We start from the raw sequence: 20,238 nt of genomic DNA, 5'->3' as shown, positions 1-20,238 counted from the left end.
ATAGTTATGAAACCATTATTGATATTGACCGGCCCGACAGCCGTTGGAAAAACCGAACTTTCCCTCTCACTCGCCAGAGCGGTGAACGGAGAGATCGTATCCGCAGACTCCATGCAGGTATATAAAAAAATGGATATCGGATCAGCCAAGATTCGGCCGGAAGAAATGGGGGGTGTTCCGCATCACCTGATTGACATCCTGGCTCCGACAGAAAGCTTCGATGTTGTTACGTTTCAGAGGCTTGCAAAACAGGCGGTGGAAGAGATCCATCAGCGCGGCAGGATTCCCATCCTCACAGGGGGAACCGGGTTCTATATTCAATCCGTCGTATACGATATCGACTTTACCGATGCTGGTTCCGATGACAGCTTTCGAAGATATCTGGAGGCAACGGCAGCTGAGAAAGGCGGGGAATTTCTTCACCGGATGCTTGAAGAACAGGATCCGAGGGCTGCCGAAGAGATCCATCCCCGGAATGTAAAACGTGTCATCCGGGCGTTGGAATTTTATCAGCAGACAGGCATGCGGATTTCAGAGCATAACGAGGAACAGCGGCATAAGGTTTCGCCCTATCAGTTCCTGTACCTCGTACTGAACGACAGGCGGGAACGGCTCTATCAGCGGATTGATGCGCGTGTCGATCAGATGATTCAGGACGGACTTCTGACGGAAGTGCGGGAACTGCGGAATATGGGATGTACCAGGGATATGACCTCGATGAAGGGACTCGGCTATAAAGAAATCCTGGCTTATCTGGACGGAGAATACACGCTTGAGGAAGCGATCCGGATCCTGAAGCGTGATACCCGGCATTTCGCCAAACGACAGCTGACATGGTTTAAGAGAGAACGTGATGTCAACTGGATTCGCAAGGATGAGTTTGATTACAACAACGACAGGATCCTTTCCTACATTCTGGATCTTGTCAGAGAAAAAAATATGGAAATGAGGAAATAATATGTACTCCAGACAGGAACTCTATCGATCTCTCGGGATTGAACAAACAGTATATGATTTCGGCGAACAGATCCAAAGAGAACTCAAACCGCGCTTTGAGGCGATTGATGACGTGGCAGAATACAACCAGCTGAAAGTGATCCGTGCGATGCAGGAAAACAGGGTAAGTGAAGCATGCTTTGTTTCCAGCAGCGGATACGGATATAATGATCTCGGACGTGACACACTGGAAGATGTGTATGCCTCTGCATTTCACACGGAATCTGCGCTGGTACGGCCTCAGATCGCCTGCGGTACTCATGCGCTTGCAGTTGCACTTGCAGGGAATCTGCGTCCGGGAGATGAACTCCTGTCGCCGGTGGGCAAACCGTACGATACGCTCGAAGAAGTGATAGGTATCCGCCCTTCTAACGGATCGCTCGCAGAATACGGAGTCAGCTACCGCCAGGTGGATTTAAATGCAGACGGCTCTTTTGATTATGAAGGAATAAGGAATGCACTGAATGACAAGACTAGACTCGTCACGATTCAGCGTTCCAAAGGCTATCAGACAAGGCCGACACTGTCAGTGGCGCGCATTGGAGAACTGATCGCATTTATCAGGAGCCTGAGACCGGACGTCATCTGTATGGTGGATAATTGCTACGGAGAATTCGTGGAAACTCTGGAACCGACCGACGTAGGCGCTGATCTGATCGTAGGGTCGCTGATAAAAAATCCGGGAGGCGGGCTGGCGCCGATCGGCGGTTATATCGCGGGCAAAAAAGAATTTGTGGAGAATGCAGCGTACCGTCTGACCTCACCCGGCCTTGGAAAAGAAGTCGGCGCTACACTCGGCGTGAACCAGGCATTCTACCAGGGATTCTTTCTGGCGCCGACCGTTGTGGCCGGAGCGCTGAAAGGAGCCATTTTCGCAGCCAATATCTATGAAAAGCTGGGATTTGCAGTTGTACCGAACAGTACGGAAAGCCGGCATGATATCATTCAGGCGGTCACATTCGGGAAACCGGAAGGGGTCATCGCGTTCTGCAAAGGCATTCAGGCTGCGGCTCCGGTCGACAGCTATGTATCTCCTGAACCCTGGGCGATGCCGGGATATGACAGTGAGGTCATCATGGCTGCCGGTGCATTTGTACAGGGTTCTTCCATCGAGCTGAGTGCCGACGGACCGATCAAGCCTCCATACGCTGTATATTTCCAGGGCGGACTCACCTGGGAACACGCAAAATTCGGCATTCTCATGAGTCTTCAGAAACTGAAAGACGCGCAGATGGTAACATTATAGGAGAAACGATCTTATGGCGCTGTGCGCCTACAGGAGGAAATCATGCAGATTATCGTGATAGGCGGCGGAGCCGCAGGACTCATGGCAGCAGTCACAGCCGCGCGAATCGGGGCCTCAGTGACTGTGCTGGAACAAAATGATACGGTCGGAAAGAAACTTCTGGCGACCGGCAACGGCAAGTGTAATCTGACCAACGTTAAGCAGGAACCCGCGTGTTACCGCGGCTCAGAACCTCTGTTTGCATGGAAGGTGATATCAGCGTTTGGTCTCACCGATACCCTGAAGTTTTTTACCGGACTCGGTGTTTACACGCGAAATAAAAACGGAGGCCTTTATCCATTCAGTGAACAGGCCCAGGCGGTACGGGACATCCTACGCATGGAAGCCGAGTATCTGCATGTGAAGCTGAAAACAAGGGAGCGTGTACAGCGAATCGAAAAAGCGGGACTGTTTCAGGTCACAACACAGAGTTATACATATCAGGCAGATCGTGTGATTCTCGCTGCCGGCGGTGCAGCATCCAATATCGCAGGTTCCGGCATGGACGGATTTCATCTGGCAGAATCACTCGGTCATACGATTATCAAACCTCTGCCCGCTCTCGTTGGCCTTCGCGGGATGGGGAATTATTTTTCAAAGTGGGCCGGCGTGCGTTTTGAGGCGTCGGTATCACTGTATACGAACGACATCTGTATGTTCACTGAGCGCGGTGAGGTACAGTTTACAGATTACGGTATCTCCGGAATTCCGGTTTTTCAGGTGAGCCGTTTCGCGGCGCGTGCACTTGATGAAGGGCAGCGTGTGCTCGCGGTTCTTGATTTCATGCCGGATTTCACGGTGGAAGAGCTTCTTGTCTTTCTGGAAAACAGACAGGAACAATGTCCTTATAAGACGATTTCCGAATCACTGATCGGTCTCTTTCCTCAGAAACTGATTCCGCTGTTCTGTACGGAGATTAAAACTCTGGCTGAACTCGCGGAAAAGTTAAAGAAGTTTCCGGTCATCATAAGAGACGCCCATTCGATGGAGCAGGCGCAGGTCACAAGCGGCGGAGTCTTTACCGGCGAGATTGACCCTGTTACCATGGAATCGAAAAAAATATCCGGTCTGTATTTCGCAGGAGAAGTCGTCGATGTCGACGGGTGCTGCGGCGGATACAATCTTCAGTGGGCGTGGAGCAGCGGGGCGCTGGCAGGAAGAAGCAGCGCAGCGGAGGAACAGCCATGATCAGGATCACTCAGTTAAAGCTGCCGATTCAACATACACAGGATGATTTAAAAAATAAAGCTGCAAGACTGCTGAAGATACCGGCGGACAGGATCCAGGGATATGACATTATCCGTCAGTCACTGGATGCCAGGAAAAAACCTGCGCTGTTTTTTGTTTATACCATTGATGTGAAAACAGAAGCCGAGACGAAAGTTCTTCAAAAAGCGCACGATAAAAATATTACGTCAACCAAGAGCTGTTCTTATCACTTTCCGCAAACCGTCCCCGCAGATAAGTGCCGTCCGGTCATCGCAGGGAGCGGTCCTGCCGGTATGTTCTGTGCCTGGATGCTGGCAAAGCACGGGATTCGTCCGATCGTCATAGAACGGGGCGAACCGGTAGAGCAGCGAATGAAGAGCGTTGCACATTTCTGGCAGACTGGCATGCTGAATGAACAGTCTAACGTCCAGTTCGGAGAGGGCGGTGCCGGGACGTTCTCCGACGGGAAACTGAATACCTCCGTAAAAGACCCGAAAGGGCGTAACCGCGAAGTCCTGAAAATGTTTGTCGAGGCGGGAGCTCCGGCGGAGATCCTGTATCAGCAAAAACCACATCTCGGAACGGATCTTCTGGTGGATATCGTAAAAAACATCCGGATTCAGATCGAATGTCTCGGCGGTGAGTTCCGGTTCGGGACTCAGCTGACGGATCTTGACATCCGCAGCGGACAGCTCCATGCAATTGAACTGAACCATGAAGAATGGATGCCGGCCGGGCACCTCGTCTGTGCGATCGGACACAGTGCACGCGACACGTTCACAATGCTTCACGAAAAAGGAATCCGGATGAGTGCGAAATCTTTTGCCGCCGGCATCCGGATCGAACATCCGCAGGAGATGATCAATATGTCCCAATACGGTCAGCGGGAAGTCCCTCTGCTCGGTGCTGCCGCTTATAAGCTGACGCATCAGCTTTCCGGCGGACGGGGGATCTATACGTTCTGCATGTGCCCCGGAGGTTATGTCGTAAATGCTTCATCTGAACTGAACCGGCTGGCTGTAAACGGGATGAGTTATCATGACAGAGATTCCGGGAATGCCAACAGCGCCGTGATCGTGACTGTGAATCCTGAAGACTTTTGGACCTGTCTTTCTCCTGGGGCGCCCCGGGAGCTGGCGGGACTGGCTTTTCAGCGTCATTTGGAAGAACATGCCTTTCAGATCGCGGGCGGCGCCGTACCCGTTCAGCTGTTTGAGGATTTTGAGGCGATGCGGGAGAGCCGTTCTTACGGTGAAATCCTTCCGAATATCAAAGGAAGACACAGCCTGTGCAATGTCCGTGCATGTCTTCCGGGATTTATGGCAGATGCGCTTGTGGAAGGAATCCATGCCTTCGGGAAAAAAATACCTGGATTTGACCGCGCAGACTGCCTGCTGAGTGCGGTGGAGAGCAGAACTTCGTCACCTGTACGAATCCATCGCGACGACCGGCTGATGAGCAATATTTCCGGTATTTTTCCCTGCGGCGAAGGCGCCGGATATGCCGGAGGAATCACTTCGGCAGCAATCGACGGCCTGAAGACAGCGGAAGCTGTCGCTGCGGCACTGAATCTGTGAAATCTTTAAATAAGGGGAAATAGCGGTATACTTTGTGCCTTATTTGTGCTAAAATATAAAATGAATTTTTGTAACAGTTCAGACGGCGGGAAAATTTGTGCAGAAGCGAGCGCTAAGCATGCTTATAAGATCGTTTCTGCACAAATTTTCACATCGGATGAACATCCGATGCTTCTTGCCCGGCATATGCCGGGCAAGAAGATGCGCCGTCTGAACTGTTACAAATTTTTATGTAAAGTGCCTGCTGACTCTGCCTGAAGAGAGACAGGAGGTCTATGAGAAAACACCAAACGATAAAGAAACTGCCTGTCGAATCACGTCCCTATGAAAAATTCCGGCTGCATGGAGCACAGTCTCTGACAGATGCGGAGCTTCTCGCCATTATCCTGAGAAGCGGGACACACGGCACCTCGTCCATAGAACTTGCGCAGCATCTGCTTACACTGTCTAAAGGGCATGAGGGGCTGCTGGGCCTCCACCATCTGTCAATTGCACAGCTGATGGAGGTGAAGGGGATCGGGGATGTCAAAGCGGTACAGGTTAAATGTATCGGTGAATTGTCGAGACGGATCGCAAAAGGGGCGTCCAGTCCAGTTCTGGATTTTAAGAATCCGGACACGATCGCCGATTATTATATGGAAGATTTAAGACATCAGGAACAGGAAGTCCTGTTATGTATGATGTTGGATACAAAGAATCATTTTCTGGGTGATGTACAGGTTTCCAAAGGCACTGTGAACGCATCGCTGATTTCTCCGCGTGAGATTTTTTTGTCAGCACTGCAGTTTCATGCGGTTCATATTATTCTGGTACACAACCACCCTAGCGGAAATCCACGGCCGAGCAGCGAGGATGTCCTGATCACCAGACGCATCCGGGAAGCCGGGGAACTGCTTGGAATCTATCTGCTGGATCACATTATTATCGGCGACCGGCGGTATATCAGTCTGTGTCAGGAGGGGATGATACAGAGGGCATAAAGGGGTTATAGAGTCTATGGTTTTACAGCATGTATTCGGGGTAGATCTCGGTTCAGATACGATCAAGATCTACTCCCTGAAAAAAGATGAAATTTTAATAGAAAAAAACATGATTGCTATCCGCAATAAAGAAGAAGTGCTCGCAGTGGGAAATGATGCGTATGAGATGTATGAAAAGGCTCCGCATAATATTGAAGTGTCTTCTCCGATGAGCGGCGGCATGATTGCCAACATCGGCCATCTGGAAGTGGTTCTCCACCTGTTGCTGCGCAAGCTGAACAGACACTTCGGGAACAGGCCGATTGTCTATTTCTCTGTGCCAATGAACATGACAGAAATTGAGAAGAGGGCCTATAATACGATCGCCAGCGGCGGTGATCTTCGAAAAAGCCGGATTTTTCTGGTGGAGAGGCCCATTGTAAATGCGCTGTCCCTTGGAATCCCAATTTCCAGAAGCAAAGGCTCCATGATCGTCGATATGGGCGCTGAGTGTACGGAAATCTCTGTCCTTGCCGACAACAGAGTGATCATCAGCAAGCCGTTATCCTTCGGCGGGAACCGGATCGATGAGGCGATTGTCGCCAATGTACGGAAACGATGCGGGCTTCATATCAGCCGCAGAATGGCCTCGCGTCTGAAAACAGCCATGGCCGGCCTTGCCGCCGACACGAAAGAAGCCCGTAAGGTAGTCGGGCTCGATACAATATCCGGTCTGCCGAAAGAAGGCGTGGTCAGCTCCGCGGTGATCAATGAGGTCATCCGCACTCAGCTGCGGCAGGCGGCGGATGAAATCCAGCTGTTTCTGGAACGAACTCCGCCTCAGATACATAACAGCATTACCAGGGAAGGGATCTACCTGACCGGAGGCTGTACCAGGATTCCGTATATCGATGGGTATCTGGCCGGCCAGATCGGATGTGCTGCCCATATTTCCCAATACAGTGACACGTCTGCGGTCTATGGACTGAAAGAGATCATCAATCACAAGTCCCTGCAGCACTGGGCATTCACAGCAAAAAGCAGCAACAAGAAATACAGATTTTAAATTGAGGACAAAGCATGAAAAAAAAGAATCGGTTTTCCATAAAAACAAAACACTGGATCATCATCATGACCATCGTCTGTATCGGTCTGATCGCACTCGCAGCGACCTCCAGGTTTTCCTTTGCCCCGGTTCAGCAGGGTGCAGGCTATGTCATATCTCCTTTTCAAAAGGGGATTAACGTGGCAGGTACGTGGCTGCGGGATCAGACGAGCGGCTTTATGAATGCAAGGAAACTGAAGAATGAGAATGACGCCCTGCAGGAGAAAGTCGATAAACTGACGGAAGAGAACAGTAATCTGCTGCAGGACCAGGATGAGCTGGAGCGTCTGAGACAGATGTATACGCTGGATAAGGATTATTCCGAGTACGAAAAGGTGGCCGCACAGGTCATTTCAAAAGATCCCGGCAACTGGTATAATACATTCGTGATTAACCGCGGCAGTGATGACGGTATCCAGGTGGATATGAACGTTCTCGCCAACGGAGGACTTGCCGGTATCGTAACCGAAGTCGGAAAAGACTGGGCCACTGTCCGTTCCATCATCGATGACTCCAGCAATGTCAGTGCCATGGTCGCAACCACATCGGATGATTGCGTCGTAACAGGCAATCTTCTGCTGATGGATGAGGGAAAGCTTAATTTTATCCAGCTGAAAGACAAGGAAGATAAGGCGCAGGTCGGTGACCGGATCGTGACCTCGAATATCAGTGACAAATTCCTGAAAGGTATTCTGATCGGATACATCGATGAGATCAATAATGATACGAATAATCTGACAAAGAACGGATATCTGATTCCGGTTGTTGATTTTGCCCATATCCACGAAGTTCTGGTGATAAAAGAACTGAAGAATAAAGGAGGAGACTGATGCGCAGAAAACTGATTCTGGCTGTTCTGGTCCTTTTGACTTTTTTGCTGCAGAGTACGGTATTCAAGGCGCTTTCCATCGCATCTATTACTCCGAACCTGCTTCTGATCCTGACGGTATCGTTCGGATTTATGTGCGGAAAGCGTATCGGCATGTTTACCGGATTCTTAAGCGGACTGATGATCGATATGTTTTACGGAAACCTCTTCGGATTCCATGCACTTTTATATATGTGGATCGGATATCTGAATGGATTCTTATACAAAGTCTATTATGACGAGGATATCAAAGTACCGACAATGCTGGTGACGGCCAGTGACGCGGTATACGGAATCGTCATTTACGGACTGCAGTTCATGCTTCGGGGCCGCCTGAATTTTTTGGGATACCTGAAGCAGATCATCATTCCGGAAATCGTTTATACGGTTGTTATGACACTGCTATTCTACCGTCTGTATTTATGGATCAACCGACAGCTGCTTGAACACGAAATGGAAGGACAACGATCACCTTGGTTAAGAAGATAAAAAAGATATTTAAAAAGTTCAGACTGAGCAGGAGCACCGTACTGATCGCGTTGTTTCTCGTCATGGCGTTTATTCTGATACAGCGGATATTTTCTCTGCAGATCATTCATGGCCAGGAATACGCGGACAATTTCTCTCTGCAGACGACCCGTGAGCGGACGTTGAAAAGTACGCGCGGAAATATTCTGGACTGCGACGGCAATGTACTTGCATCGAACGAGCTGTCATACTCCATCACACTGGAGGACAGCGGAACATATGCGAACCGGCGGATCCGGAATCTGTCACTGAACAGTGAGATCTACCGGATCATACAGCTCGTGGAGGCTAACGGGGATTCCATCGACCACAGTTTCCATATTGTTCTGGATGAGAACGGCAATTATGAATTTGACGTTACCGACTTTTCACTCTCGCGGTTCCGCGCCGATGTCTACGGACACAGCCTGATCGATGATCTGAAAGCAGATGAAGTGAACGCTTCACCGGATCAGATCATGAAAGACCTGGCGGGAGACGACCGCTTCGGAATTATCTTATCTGAGAATCCGTACACGGAGGAAGAACTGGCGGAGTATGGGCTGCCGGCAGAATATACAAAGGAAGAACTGCTGAAAATGGTTTCGATCCGCTATCTGCTGTCGACCACAAGCTATCAGAAATACGTGGCAGTGACAATCGCGACGGATGTCAGTGAGGAGACCGTGGCAACCATCATGGAAAATAAAAACAGCCTGGAAGGCGTGGACATCGCCGAGGATTCGGTTCGTGTCTACGAGGACAGTGTTTATTTCTCCTCCCTGATCGGCTATACGGGAAAAATTTCTGCCGAAGAGCTTGATTCGCTGAGAGAAGAAAATCCAAACTATTCCACAACCTCCATTGTCGGCAAAACGGGGATCGAGGAGGTTATGGAGACAACTCTGCAGGGAACGGACGGGAAGGAGACTGTATACGTCGATAATCTCGGAAAAGTACTGGAAATCGATAAGGATTCCAAAACGGATCCCGTCCAGGGAAATGATGTTTACCTGACGATCGACAAGGAACTTCAGATCGCGGCATACAAGATCCTCGAACAGAGAATCGCCGGTGTTCTTGCATTAAATATTCAGCCGATCAAAACGTTTGAGACGGATGAGAATACCGATACTTCCGCGATCCCCATCCCGATCTATGATGTCTACTATGCGCTTGTCAACAACAGCATTCTGGATATCAGCCATTTTTCCGCTGAAGATGCCTCTGATACGGAGCGCAGCGTGCAGTCAAAATTCGAGGCCAAGCAGGCAGAGATCTTTGAGGAGGTCGGCCGTGAACTGACGGGTGATTCTCCGCAGGCTTACAAAGATATGAGGGAGGAGATGCAGGTCTACATCAGTTATATCGTCAATGAAATGCTGATGGATGACACCGGCATCCTGGATAAAAATGCTATTGATAAATCAGATCAGACATATCTGGCCTGGACACAGGATGAGACGATCAGCCTCCAGGAGTTCCTGACATATGCGGCAAGCCAGAACTGGATCGATATTTCCAGATTCACAGAGGAAAACACATATCTGGATTCCAGGGAGGTGTATGCAGCACTGGCGGCGTATATCGCGGATTACCTGAAAACAGATATCGCATTTTCCAAGCTGCTGTACAAATATATGCTGCTGGACGATGTGATCTCGGGCAATGAGTTGTGTACGATTCTGTACGATCAGGGCGTACTGTCGAAAGACGATGACCTGTATGCATCGTTCATGGCTGGGCAGACGAGTTCCTATGATTTAATGATGAGTAAGATCAGGAATCTGGAGATCACCCCCGCACAGCTGGCGCTCGACCCGTGTTCCGGCTCTGTGGTCATCACGGATCCGAATACCGGCGAGATCAAGGCATGCGTCACATATCCGGGGTATGACAATAACCGGCTTGCAAATCAGATGGATACCGGTTATTATAGAAAATTGACGAGTGATCTGTCGGAGCCGTTTTATAATAAGGCGACTCAGCAGCGTACGGCACCAGGTTCGACATTTAAGCTTGTGACAACCGTCGCGGGATTGATGGAAGGCGTCATCGATGATGAATCCACGATCCAGTGTACCGGTATTTTTGACAGGATCGACGGTTCCGAGCTCCGATGCTGGAAGAGGGACGGCCATGGCCTGCTGAATATCCGGGGAGGTATTACAAACTCCTGCAACGTCTTTTTCAGTGAAGTGGCTTACCGGCTGGGACTGGATGAGAACAACGTCTTCTCGGACAACAATGCCACACAGAAGATCACCAACTATGCCGAACTGTTTGACTTTGATCAGAACTCCGGCATCGAAATATCAGAGGCAGACCCTCAGATTTCCGACCAGATGCCGATTCCTTCGGCAATCGGTCAGGGTACGCACAACTATACAACGTCTCAGCTCGCACGCTATGTGTCGACACTTGCCAACGGCGGTACGAGCTATGATATCTCACTGCTGGATAAGGTGACCGATTCTTCCGGCAACCTGATTGAAGATCTGACTCCGCAGGTTCAGAGCCAGCTGGAAGTTCCCCAGTATATCTGGGACGATATCCATGTCGGCATGAGGGGCGTTATCACCGAAACCAACAAAGAGTTATTCCAGGATCTGAATGTTTCGCTTGCCGGCAAGACCGGTACGGCGCAGCAGTCCAGAAACCGCACCAGCCACGGACTTTTCATCGGCTATGCTCCGTATGAAAATCCGGAAATATCGATGGCAGTGCGTATTGCCTACGGGTATTCCTCCACTAACGCGGCGTTAGTGGCTAAGGATATTTTAAATTATTATTTTGAACTGAAAGATGAAACGGAAATCCTGACCGGGACTGCGGCTCAGGAAGGTACTTCCAACGAACAGACCGATTAAATACAAAAGCGGATAATTAAAAAAAGAAATCGTTTGGAGGATGCATCATGAGTGAAGTAATTGTAGTAACATCAGGAAAAGGGGGCGTCGGCAAGACGACGACGACAGCCAATATCGGCTGCGGTCTTGCCGCTCTCGGCAAAAAGACAGTTCTGGTTGACACAGATATCGGACTTCGGAATCTGGATGTCGTCATGGGACTTGAAAACCGGATCGTATATAATCTGGTGGATGTCATCGAGGGCAACTGCCGCATGAAACAGGCACTGATCAAAGACAAGCAGTTTCCGGACAAACTGTTTCTGCTTCCGTCAGCACAGACCAGAGATAAGACGTCCGTGACGCCGGAACAGATGAAAAAGCTGTGTGACGATCTAAGAGAGGAATTTGATTTTATCCTGCTGGACTGTCCGGCCGGTATTGAACAGGGATTTAAAAACGCTGTTGCCGGCGCCACAAGAGCCGTGGTGGTGACGACACCGGAAGTCTCTGCAATCAGGGATGCAGACCGTATCATAGGCCTCCTGGAGGCGGACGATCTACGCAATATTCAGCTTGTCATCAATCGGCTCCGCATGGATATGGTCAAACGCGGAGACATGATGTCTGTGGAAGATGTCGTGGATATCCTGGCAGTTGACCTGATCGGTGCTGTTCCGGATGACGAGAACATTGTAATTGCAACAAATCAGGGGGAGCCGCTGGCAGGCGGACCATCTCTTGCAGGACAGGCATATCTGAACATCTGCCGGAGAATCCTGGGTGAACAGATTCCGCTTCTGGACCTTACTGAGAAAAAAGGACTTTTCAGACGCCTTTTCAAAAACAGGTAGGGGGTGGCAGTGGTGTTTGGATCAAAACGAAAAAATACGGGCAGGATAGCAAAAGACCGGCTGAAACTTCTCGTAAATGCCGAGCGTATCGACTGTTCTCCCGGAATCCTGATTATGCTGAAGAAAGATTTGATGAAAACCGTAAATAAATACATACTGGTAGAAGAGGATGGTGTTGCACTGACATTCACAGCGACACCTCCGAGACTTATGGCTACCATATCGGTTAAAAAAACACCGCACAATGAATTCACGAAAGTGAAATAATAACAAAGGAATCTTATGTTTAAACTATATAAGTTAAAAGACTACAATTTCAGATTGGTTTTATGGCTGCTGCTGATCAGCGGTATGGGTGTCATGCTGGTCGGAAGTGCCATGCAGTCTCTGCAGACAAAGCAGCTGTTCGGGGTCATTCTGGGAGTCGTCGTCATGGCCGTCGTCTCCCTGATCGACTTCAGCTGGATCCTGAATTTTTACTGGATCATGTATATCGCAAATATTCTGATGCTGCTTGCCGTGCGTTTCATGGGTAAGGAAACCTACGGTGCGACCCGCTGGATCGCCATCGGTTCTTTCCAGTTTCAGCCGACGGAGCTGTCAAAGATCATCCTCATCCTGTTCTTTGCGAAGTATCTGATGGATCATGAGGATGACCTGAACACGTTTAAGACACTGGTCAGCTCAGTCATACTGGTAGCTGTCCCGCTGATTCTGATCAAGATACAGCCTGACCTGAAAAACACGATCACCGTAGCGGCACTGTTCTGTGTGCTTTTGTATATTGCAGGACTCAGCTATAAGATTATCGGAACCGTATTAATTATTATGGTTCCGCTCGTCGTCGGTTTTCTGATTCTGGTCACTCAGACGGATCTTGAGATTTTGGAAGGTTATCAGAAGGACCGTATCATGTCCTGGCTGTATCCGGAAGATGCCGCGTACTCGGATGATATCGTACAGCAGCAGAATTCCAAGACAGCCATCGGTTCCGGACAGCTGACCGGAAAGGGCTACAATAATAATAAAGTTTCCTCATCGAATAAAGGCAACTTTGTATCTCAGATACAGACGGATTTTATCTATGCGGTGGCAGGAGAGGAGCTCGGATTTCTGGGCGCTGCCGGCATTATCCTGCTGCTTTTCCTGATCTGTATTGAATGTATTCTGACCGGCAGGAGAGCCAAGGATCTATCCGGCAGGCTGATCTGCTGCGGGGTAGCGACGGTTGTTGCGCTTCAGAGTTTCATCAACATCTGCGTGGCGACCGGACTGATGCCGAACACGGGAACTCCGCTTCCATTTGTCAGCTACGGTCTGAGTTCCATGGTCAGTCTCTTCATCGGAATGGGACTCGTCCTGAATGTCGGACTTCAGAATAGAAATTATCTGCAGGGAGAGGTCAGAAGAGTATGAAAACAAACGCCAGAAAACGAAAACTGCTGATGAACACTATTTTCCTGGTTATGATTCTCCTGATAGCGATACTGCTCGGCATCCTCGGAATCATGCAAATCAGAAAAGATAAAAACCTGGATATGCAGTTTTCTTACCAGGAACGGGAGACAGAGCAGGATGCCGGCACGAAGGTGTTTCAGACTGCAAAGCCGTTTGCCGCAGAGCTCTGTGTCGCTTATGACAATGTCGGTGCGGAAGGCATCAGTATGCCCGGAAATGAAAAAAGCTGTCTGTTGGATGTCGACGACAAAACGGTTATATACGCACAGGATATGCACGAAAAAGCATATCCGGCCAGTATCACAAAGATCATGACCGCCATTCTGGCAGTAAAGTATGGAAATATGGATGATGCCGTCACGGTGAGCCAAAATGCGGTGACGCTGGAGGAAGGGTCTCAGGTCTGCGGATTTCAGGCAGGCGATATTGTCACCATGGACGAACTGTTTCACGGTCTGCTGGTGTATTCCGGGAACGACGCCGCAATGGCAATTGCGGAACACGTCGGCGGATCTGTCGATCATTTTGTTGAGATGATGAATGAGGAGGCGCGGAAGATCGGTGCGACCAACACCAATTTCGTCAATCCATCCGGACTGCACGATGACAATCACTATACAACAGCATACGATGTTTACCTGATGCTGAATGAGGCTCTGAATTATGATTATTTTGTGGATACCATGCAGCTTTCGGTTTATAATCTGAGTTTTACCAGAGGAAGTGAAACCGTCCAGGTTCACCTTGATTCCACGGACCATTATCTGACCGGAGAGACCAGCCCGCCCCCCGGCGTCACCGTACTCGGAGGAAAGACGGGTACGACCAGTCAGGCGGGAGCCTGCCTTGCGATTCTGAGTCAGAATGACTATGGCGCTCCTTATGTTTCTATTGTTTTGAATGCGTCTACAAAAACGAATTTGTACGATGATATGAATCAGCTTTTGTCAAAAATTAATTCTTAAAGAAATTATAAATTTACCATTGTGTTTTTGTCTTAAATACACTATAATTAGAGCTATAAATCAATACTTTTTAGTAAAATTACATATTAAATGATGACTTAAGGAGGAAACTGCTATGGTTCAATTAATTATTGGGGATAAGGGAAAAGGTAAGACTAAGCAGCTTTTGGATAAAGTTAATGCGGCAATCAAATCTGCGAACGGCAATATCGTATTTTTGGATAAGAGTACGAGACATATGTATGAGCTGAACAACAGAATCCGGTTGATTGATGTATCCGGATTTCCGCTTAAAAACAGCGATGAGTTCGTAGGTTTTATCTGTGGGATTATCTCACAGGATCATGATCTGGAAGAGATGTATATTGACAGTTTCATGAGGATCGCAAAACTTGAAGATCAGGATGTTACCGATACCATTCTTCAATTGGAAGCCATTGGCGAATTGTTCAACGTTAATTTCGTCATCAGCGTGTCTGTCAATGACGATACGATCAGCGAATCATTAAAAGATAAAGTGATTCTTTCTCTGTAGAAGAGAAAATATACAGGGGGATGAAGTGATACTTCATCTCCCCCTTTTTTCGTTCCTCAGGAAACCGTGTCCTAAGGACATGTAACTGTCAGATCATCCGTTTTTTGATGAATTTCCGATACGTCCGTACATGCTCAGCAGATAAAGACCGCTGATTCCTACGATCGCATAGATAATGCGTGAAATCCAGGACATATTGCCGCAGATAAATGCGACCAGATCAAATTTGAAAAAACCGATCAGTCCCCAGTTGATAGCACCGATGATTGCGATCGTTAACGCAGTATAATCCAAACCAGATGTATTCATAGTATTTCCTCCTGTCTGCATGTATTTTAAAGACAGTTTGCCCATTTTTGCCAGAAATATTCTGTTATGATGTTAAAATACAGAGAAATTTCATCTTGAGGTCTTACAGTGAAAATGATAAAATAACATGGATGCAGACTTTAAAAAACAAGGAGACAGTATTTTGCCAACTCAGAAAAAAAAATGGAAACGCCCGGACATACACCTTTCAGATTTGAAAAGAGCGGCCACGCTTAATATCGGAACGATACTGTTCGGTGCTTTATTTATTTATATGGTGATCAGCATTATCATGTATCTGACTGCAGCGCATATCACCCCATATCAGGTCACGAGCGGCCCTCTGTCGAAGAACCAGACGTATACCGCACTGATCCTGCGATCGGAACAGCTTGTACAGGCCAATACCGGCGGTTATGCAACTTACTATGTACGTGAGAACTCCAAAGTCAAAAAGTCAGGGGCCGTCTACGGCATCGGAGACGGTCAGACTTCCGGCGGTACAGCTGAACTGACTGAGGAAGACCTGACGCAGATCCGTTCCGCCATGGCAAAGTTTGCCTATAACTTCGACTCGAATAATTTTTATGATACATACAGTTTTAAATATGAGATGGAAGGGAGCCTGCTGCAGTATGCAGGACTCACTGACATAACAGAACAGGATACAGATGCGGAAGACATCGTCGCCCCGACACAGACAATCGGCAATCAGACGGTCAATTTCGCACCCTCAGACGGCATTGTTCAATATACGAAAGACGGGTACGAATCTGTGACTGCGGATACGATTGAACCCGATCATTTTAATCAGAAGTCCTATCAGAAAACGAATTTGAGAAGTTCTGAGCAGCTGTCTGTCGGAGACGATGTGTACAAGCTGATCACCAGTGAAAACTGGTCTCTGATGATTCCTCTCACGGATGCGCAGACAGTGCAGCTTGCCGGAAGAGAAACAATCCGTGTGAAATTTCTGAAAGACGGGGTCACACAGACGGGAAAATTTACGATTGTTACCAAAGACGACCACTTTTACGCCAAAATCGATTTCTCGGCGGGGATGCTCAGATATACATCTGACCGTTTTATCGATATTGAGCTGGTGACCAACATCAAAACAGGATTAAAAATACCAGTTTCTTCCATAGTAAATAAAGATTTCTACGTGATTCCCAAAGGCTATGAGACGACTGGAGGCGAATCGGATGAAATCGGTTTTCTGAAAGAGACAACAAATAAAAGCGGAGAAACTTCGTCTGAATTTGTCAATGCGACGGTTTACGCTCAGCAGGAGGATCTCTACTATGTGGACCAGGAGGACTTTTCTGACGGTGACGTCATCATCAAGCCGGAATCGACAGAACGCTACACCATCGGTGATACGATGCCCCTGGAGGGCGTCTACTGTATCAATAAGGGGTATGCTGTGTTCCGGAAGGTTGTGATCATCGATCAGAATGAAGAATACTGTATCGTTGAATCAGGGACCACGTATGGAATTGCACAGTTTGATAACATTGTCTCAGACAGCAGCACCGTAAAAGAAGAAGAAATATTATATTAGAAGGAGCGCGATATCATGGTACGGGAAAATATGAAAACAGTGGAAGAGAAGATTGCAGCAGCCTGCAGGCGGGCGTCAAGAGATCCGCAGGAAGTTACACTGATTGCAGTGAGCAAAACAAAGCCCGTGGAATTGATACAGGAAGCTATCGAGTACGGTCAGGTGGATTTCGGTGAGAATAAGGTGCAGGAACTTACCGGCAAATATGAAATCCTTCCGAAAAATCTGCGCTGGCATATGATCGGTCATCTTCAGCGCAACAAGGTTAAGTATATCGTAGATAAGGCGGCGCTGATTCATTCCGTGGACTCACTGCGTCTGGCAGAAACCATAAGCATGGAGGCACAGAAAAAAAATGTAACCGTTCCTGTGCTGATCGAAGTGAATGTGGCACAGGAGGAAAGTAAATTTGGAACTGCATGTGAGGAAACACTCGATCTTATCGAAGAAGCTGCAAAACTGCCGAATATTCGAATCGAGGGTCTCATGACAATCGCTCCCTTCGTCGATGATCCGGAGGAAAACCGGCCGGTATTCCGGAAATTAAAACAATTAAGTGTTGACATAATGGAGAAAAACATTAATAATGTTAATGTGAATATTCTGAGCATGGGGATGACAAACGATTATGAAGTAGCGATCGAAGAGGGAGCAACGATGGTACGCGTCGGAACAGGAATCTTCGGAGAGCGGGACTATTCACCGAAAACCATGGATAAGTAGATAGGAGATCATAATGGGAGTATTAGACAAATTTCTGGATGCAATTCGATTAAATGATGATTACGACGATGACGATGAGTTTTTTGATGATGATATAGAAGATATGGAAGAGGAACCAAAACAAAAACGCCGGTTTTTCAAAAAAAATGATGACGATCTGGACGACTACGACGATCTGGACGACCCGTTTGATAAACCGAGGACAACCAAGAAAATGTCGGAGGCTGCCGCTGCAAAACAGCCGAAGACATCAAAGCAGTCTGCAAAACAGTCATCTTCTTCAAAGATTACGCCAATGCGTAAGAAAACAGGAGGTTCTTCAATGGAAGTATGTGTGATCAAACCAAGCTCAATGGAAGATACAAGAGATATTGCCGATACGCTGATTGCACACTGTACCGTTGTCCTGAACCTGGAAGGTATCGATGTGGAAGTCGCGCAGCGTATTATTGACTTTTCTTCCGGTTCCTGTTATTCGATCGGCGGCGGTCTGCAGAAGATTTCCAGCTATATCTTTATCCTGACTCCAGATAACGTGGAAGTGTCCGGGGATATCCAGGAGATTCTAAGCGGTGCATTTGACATTCCGTCCATGCGCACTAATTTTTAATATATGTTATGCAAAAGGAAGAACATTTCAGAAAAAGAATTCAGGATCTTGCGCGAATGGCCTATGAACGGGATATCGTAACGTTCACCGATTTTCTGGATTTGAATGAACAGCATATAGTCAATAGTCTCACCAGGGAACTTGCAGGCGTCACGCATGCAGGCTTTGGGGGCTATGATATGTCAGAGCGTCAGATAACAGCTTTTATTCCTGATGCTCTTTCTTATGAATGGGAGTACCCCATCTGCTGCCTGCACATCCGTCCGAGGGACGGACGGTTTGCCGAAACGCTGACACACCGTGATTATCTCGGCGCACTTCTGAATCTGGGAATTGACAGAAACATGCTGGGTGATCTGCTGATTGATGAGAGTTCAGCTTATCTGTACTGTGTCGATCATATGAGTCAGTTCATTATACAGGAGCTGACACGTGTCCGGAGGACCGCGGTCACTGTGGTTCAAAGTGAGACCATGGAGCCGGCAGTCACCAGAAATTTCCGCGAGATAAAAGGAACCGTGGCTTCTGTACGCCTGGATGCCCTGATCGCTCTTGCGTTTCAAAGTTCCAGGAACAGGATGGTACCGCTTATCGAAGGCGGCAAAGTATTTGTAAACGGAAGAATGGTCACATCAAACGGCTGCGCGCTGAGGGAAGGCGACGTCATATCTGTCCGGGGACATGGAAAATTCCGGTTTGCCGGTGTCATATCGGAGACAAAAAAAGGACGCTGTCTCGTATCGGTCAGCCGTTACAGCTAGGAGGAAACTTATGGAATATCAGATGACTGTAAAACGCGAGGGTGAATTCACCTACGATATCGAATGGCACAATACCTTCGAGGGTCTCGGAAAAGCTGTGGAGAAACTCTCTCTCATGAGCAGAAAAGCCTGTATTGTCACAGACAGTACGGTAGGACCACTCTATTTGAATACAGTGAGCAGACAGCTTTCACCTCTGTTTGATAAGATCACATCTTTTTCCTTCCCATCAGGTGAGGCACAGAAAACACTGGATACGGTAAAAAAACTATATACACACCTGATCGAAGAACACTATGAACGCAAGGATATACTGATCGCCCTCGGCGGCGGGGTCGTGGGAGACCTGACAGGCTATACGGCAGCCACGTATCTGCGCGGCATAGACTTTATTCAGATCCCCACCACACTTCTGTCACAGGTGGACAGCAGCGTAGGAGGGAAAACAGGCGTTGATTTCGACTGCTTTAAGAATATGGTCGGAGCATTTCACCAGCCGCGTCTGGTCTATATGAGTATGGAGACACTGCACACACTTCCAGATGTACAGTTTTCCTGCGGCATGGGGGAGGTCTTAAAGTCCGGACTGATTCGGGATCTTCCATATTACCAGTGGACGCTGGAACACAGCAGGGAACTGCTGGAGAGAAAAGACGAAGTGCTGATCAGAATGATACAGGGCAGCTGTCTGATCAAAAAGACGGTTGTGGAGCATGATCCTACCGAGCAGGGGGAACGCGCCGTCCTGAATCTTGGACATACGATCGGACACGCGGTCGAGAAGCTGAAAAATTTTGAGATGCTTCATGGACAGTGTGTTGCGCTTGGCACTGTTGCGGCGGCATATATTTCCAAAGAGCGCGGTCTGATCGACAGCGAAGCACTGTCCGTGATCGAACGCGGCAACCGGATGTTTGGCCTGCCGTGCCGTTTTGAGGGCCTGGCTTTAGAAGAAGTCTTAAGTGCGACACGGTCTGATAAAAAAATGGAACAGGGAAAAATCAAATTCATACTGCTGAATCCTCTGGGACACGCTGTGGTTGACAAGACGGTGACCGATGATGAGATGATGGCAGCAATCGGTTATATACAGGGAGAGTAGTT

General features: G+C 48.3%; 20 protein-coding genes. 19 read left to right on the top strand and 1 reads right to left on the bottom strand.

Annotated elements, in window-relative coordinates:
* Positions 1-6 precede the first annotated feature (6 nt).
* The 14 genes from miaA to NQ502_RS19070 all read left to right on the top strand — a co-directional run bounded on the left by miaA (position 7) and on the right by NQ502_RS19070 (position 15,167).
* Positions 7-957, top strand: a complete 951-nt coding sequence (gene miaA, locus NQ502_RS19135; RefSeq protein ID WP_044983513.1) for a tRNA (adenosine(37)-N6)-dimethylallyltransferase MiaA — start codon at positions 7-9, stop codon at positions 955-957.
* 1 nt (position 958) lies between these two features.
* Positions 959-2,242 (top strand): methionine gamma-lyase family protein, encoded by a 1,284-nt coding sequence (locus NQ502_RS19130; protein ID WP_028529745.1) that lies wholly within the window; start codon positions 959-961, stop codon positions 2,240-2,242.
* 42 nt (positions 2,243-2,284) lie between these two features.
* A complete protein-coding gene (locus NQ502_RS19125; RefSeq protein ID WP_083963469.1) occupies positions 2,285-3,469 on the top strand; it encodes an aminoacetone oxidase family FAD-binding enzyme in 1,185 nt (394 codons plus the stop codon).
* Complete coding sequence (locus NQ502_RS19120) at positions 3,466-5,067, top strand: NAD(P)/FAD-dependent oxidoreductase (RefSeq protein ID WP_028529747.1); 1,602 nt, start codon at positions 3,466-3,468, stop codon at positions 5,065-5,067. Before NQ502_RS19125 ends, NQ502_RS19120 begins: the two co-directional genes overlap by 4 nt.
* Positions 5,068-5,342: 275 nt before the next feature.
* The gene (gene radC, locus NQ502_RS19115; RefSeq protein ID WP_028529748.1) at positions 5,343-6,047 is read left to right on the top strand and encodes a RadC family protein; all 705 of its coding nucleotides are present in this window, start codon (positions 5,343-5,345) and stop codon (positions 6,045-6,047) included.
* Between the two features lie 16 nt (positions 6,048-6,063).
* Positions 6,064-7,092 carry a rod shape-determining protein gene (locus tag NQ502_RS19110; protein ID WP_044983514.1) on the top strand — a complete coding sequence of 343 codons (1,029 nt, stop codon included), beginning with the start codon at positions 6,064-6,066 and terminating at the stop codon, positions 7,090-7,092.
* A 14-nt stretch (positions 7,093-7,106) separates the two neighbouring features.
* Positions 7,107-7,961, top strand: coding sequence for a rod shape-determining protein MreC (mreC, locus tag NQ502_RS19105; RefSeq protein WP_028529749.1), 855 nt, complete (start codon positions 7,107-7,109; stop codon positions 7,959-7,961).
* On the top strand, positions 7,961-8,488 hold the full coding sequence (gene mreD, locus NQ502_RS19100; RefSeq protein WP_028529750.1) for a rod shape-determining protein MreD: 528 nt from the start codon (positions 7,961-7,963) through the stop codon (positions 8,486-8,488). The genes mreC and mreD overlap by 1 nt, the downstream gene beginning before the upstream one ends.
* Positions 8,473-11,376, top strand: a complete 2,904-nt coding sequence (locus tag NQ502_RS19095) for a penicillin-binding transpeptidase domain-containing protein (RefSeq protein ID WP_028529751.1) — start codon at positions 8,473-8,475, stop codon at positions 11,374-11,376. Before mreD ends, NQ502_RS19095 begins: the two co-directional genes overlap by 16 nt.
* Positions 11,377-11,423: 47 nt before the next feature.
* Positions 11,424-12,209 (top strand): septum site-determining protein MinD, encoded by a 786-nt coding sequence (gene minD, locus NQ502_RS19090; RefSeq protein ID WP_028529752.1) that lies wholly within the window; start codon positions 11,424-11,426, stop codon positions 12,207-12,209.
* Positions 12,210-12,221: 12 nt separating this feature from the next.
* Positions 12,222-12,476, top strand: a complete 255-nt coding sequence (gene minE / locus NQ502_RS19085) for a cell division topological specificity factor MinE (protein WP_240286220.1) — start codon at positions 12,222-12,224, stop codon at positions 12,474-12,476.
* Between the two features lie 15 nt (positions 12,477-12,491).
* Positions 12,492-13,625: an FtsW/RodA/SpoVE family cell cycle protein gene (locus NQ502_RS19080; protein ID WP_028529754.1), complete on the top strand. Its 1,134-nt coding sequence runs from the start codon at positions 12,492-12,494 to the stop codon at positions 13,623-13,625.
* Positions 13,622-14,632, top strand: coding sequence for a D-alanyl-D-alanine carboxypeptidase family protein (locus NQ502_RS19075; protein WP_028529755.1), 1,011 nt, complete (start codon positions 13,622-13,624; stop codon positions 14,630-14,632). The genes NQ502_RS19080 and NQ502_RS19075 overlap by 4 nt, the downstream gene beginning before the upstream one ends.
* 115 nt (positions 14,633-14,747) lie before the next feature.
* Complete coding sequence (locus NQ502_RS19070; protein ID WP_028529756.1) at positions 14,748-15,167, top strand: hypothetical protein; 420 nt, start codon at positions 14,748-14,750, stop codon at positions 15,165-15,167.
* Positions 15,168-15,260: 93 nt separating this feature from the next.
* Here NQ502_RS19070 and NQ502_RS19065 read toward each other — a convergent pair whose 3' ends face one another.
* Entirely contained in the window at positions 15,261-15,476 is a 216-nt protein-coding gene (locus NQ502_RS19065) for a DUF378 domain-containing protein (RefSeq protein ID WP_028529757.1), read from the bottom strand.
* A gap of 163 nt (positions 15,477-15,639) precedes the next feature.
* Between NQ502_RS19065 and NQ502_RS19060 the strand changes: the two genes are divergently transcribed.
* The 5 genes from NQ502_RS19060 to aroB are packed head-to-tail and all read left to right on the top strand — an operon-like array spanning position 15,640 to position 20,236.
* Complete coding sequence (locus NQ502_RS19060; RefSeq protein ID WP_028529758.1) at positions 15,640-17,040, top strand: HlyD family efflux transporter periplasmic adaptor subunit; 1,401 nt, start codon at positions 15,640-15,642, stop codon at positions 17,038-17,040.
* Positions 17,041-17,055: 15 nt separating this feature from the next.
* Positions 17,056-17,763, top strand: a complete 708-nt coding sequence (locus tag NQ502_RS19055) for a YggS family pyridoxal phosphate-dependent enzyme (RefSeq protein WP_028529759.1) — start codon at positions 17,056-17,058, stop codon at positions 17,761-17,763.
* Positions 17,764-17,776: 13 nt separating this feature from the next.
* Positions 17,777-18,373, top strand: a complete 597-nt coding sequence (locus NQ502_RS19050; protein ID WP_028529760.1) for a cell division protein SepF — start codon at positions 17,777-17,779, stop codon at positions 18,371-18,373.
* Positions 18,374-18,429: 56 nt separating this feature from the next.
* Positions 18,430-19,134 carry a YlmH family RNA-binding protein gene (locus NQ502_RS19045; RefSeq protein WP_327240951.1) on the top strand — a complete coding sequence of 235 codons (705 nt, stop codon included), beginning with the start codon at positions 18,430-18,432 and terminating at the stop codon, positions 19,132-19,134.
* 10 nt (positions 19,135-19,144) lie between these two features.
* Positions 19,145-20,236 carry a 3-dehydroquinate synthase gene (gene aroB / locus NQ502_RS19040; protein WP_028529762.1) on the top strand — a complete coding sequence of 364 codons (1,092 nt, stop codon included), beginning with the start codon at positions 19,145-19,147 and terminating at the stop codon, positions 20,234-20,236.
* Positions 20,237-20,238: the final 2 nt, after the last annotated feature.

It is taken from the genome of Ruminococcus gauvreauii (assembly GCF_025151995.1).
Classification (GTDB): Bacteria; Bacillota; Clostridia; order Lachnospirales; family Lachnospiraceae; genus Ruminococcus_G; species Ruminococcus_G gauvreauii.
This window is presented reverse-complemented; position numbering and strand designations above follow the sequence as displayed.

Excerpts from the sequence above, each read along its gene's own strand:
- aroB (WP_028529762.1), top strand. The coding sequence starts at position 19,145 with ATGGAATATCAGATGACTGTAAAACGCGAGGGTGAATTCACCTACGAT.
- NQ502_RS19130 (WP_028529745.1), top strand. The coding sequence starts at position 959 with ATGTACTCCAGACAGGAACTCTATCGATCTCTCGGGATTGAACAAACA.
- NQ502_RS19120 (WP_028529747.1), top strand. The coding sequence starts at position 3,466 with ATGATCAGGATCACTCAGTTAAAGCTGCCGATTCAACATACACAGGAT.
- NQ502_RS19075 (WP_028529755.1), top strand. The coding sequence starts at position 13,622 with ATGAAAACAAACGCCAGAAAACGAAAACTGCTGATGAACACTATTTTC.
- NQ502_RS19055 (WP_028529759.1), top strand. The coding sequence starts at position 17,056 with ATGGTACGGGAAAATATGAAAACAGTGGAAGAGAAGATTGCAGCAGCC.
- radC (WP_028529748.1), top strand. The coding sequence starts at position 5,343 with ATGAGAAAACACCAAACGATAAAGAAACTGCCTGTCGAATCACGTCCC.
- NQ502_RS19050 (WP_028529760.1), top strand. The coding sequence starts at position 17,777 with ATGGGAGTATTAGACAAATTTCTGGATGCAATTCGATTAAATGATGAT.
- minD (WP_028529752.1), top strand. The coding sequence starts at position 11,424 with ATGAGTGAAGTAATTGTAGTAACATCAGGAAAAGGGGGCGTCGGCAAG.
- NQ502_RS19125 (WP_083963469.1), top strand. The coding sequence starts at position 2,285 with ATGCAGATTATCGTGATAGGCGGCGGAGCCGCAGGACTCATGGCAGCA.
- NQ502_RS19080 (WP_028529754.1), top strand. The coding sequence starts at position 12,492 with ATGTTTAAACTATATAAGTTAAAAGACTACAATTTCAGATTGGTTTTA.
- NQ502_RS19110 (WP_044983514.1), top strand. The coding sequence starts at position 6,064 with ATGGTTTTACAGCATGTATTCGGGGTAGATCTCGGTTCAGATACGATC.
- NQ502_RS19070 (WP_028529756.1), top strand. The coding sequence starts at position 14,748 with ATGGTTCAATTAATTATTGGGGATAAGGGAAAAGGTAAGACTAAGCAG.
- mreD (WP_028529750.1), top strand. The coding sequence starts at position 7,961 with ATGCGCAGAAAACTGATTCTGGCTGTTCTGGTCCTTTTGACTTTTTTG.
- miaA (WP_044983513.1), top strand. The coding sequence starts at position 7 with ATGAAACCATTATTGATATTGACCGGCCCGACAGCCGTTGGAAAAACC.
- NQ502_RS19065 (WP_028529757.1), bottom strand. The coding sequence starts at position 15,476 with ATGAATACATCTGGTTTGGATTATACTGCGTTAACGATCGCAATCATC.
- mreC (WP_028529749.1), top strand. The coding sequence starts at position 7,107 with ATGAAAAAAAAGAATCGGTTTTCCATAAAAACAAAACACTGGATCATC.
- NQ502_RS19045 (WP_327240951.1), top strand. The coding sequence starts at position 18,430 with ATGGCCTATGAACGGGATATCGTAACGTTCACCGATTTTCTGGATTTG.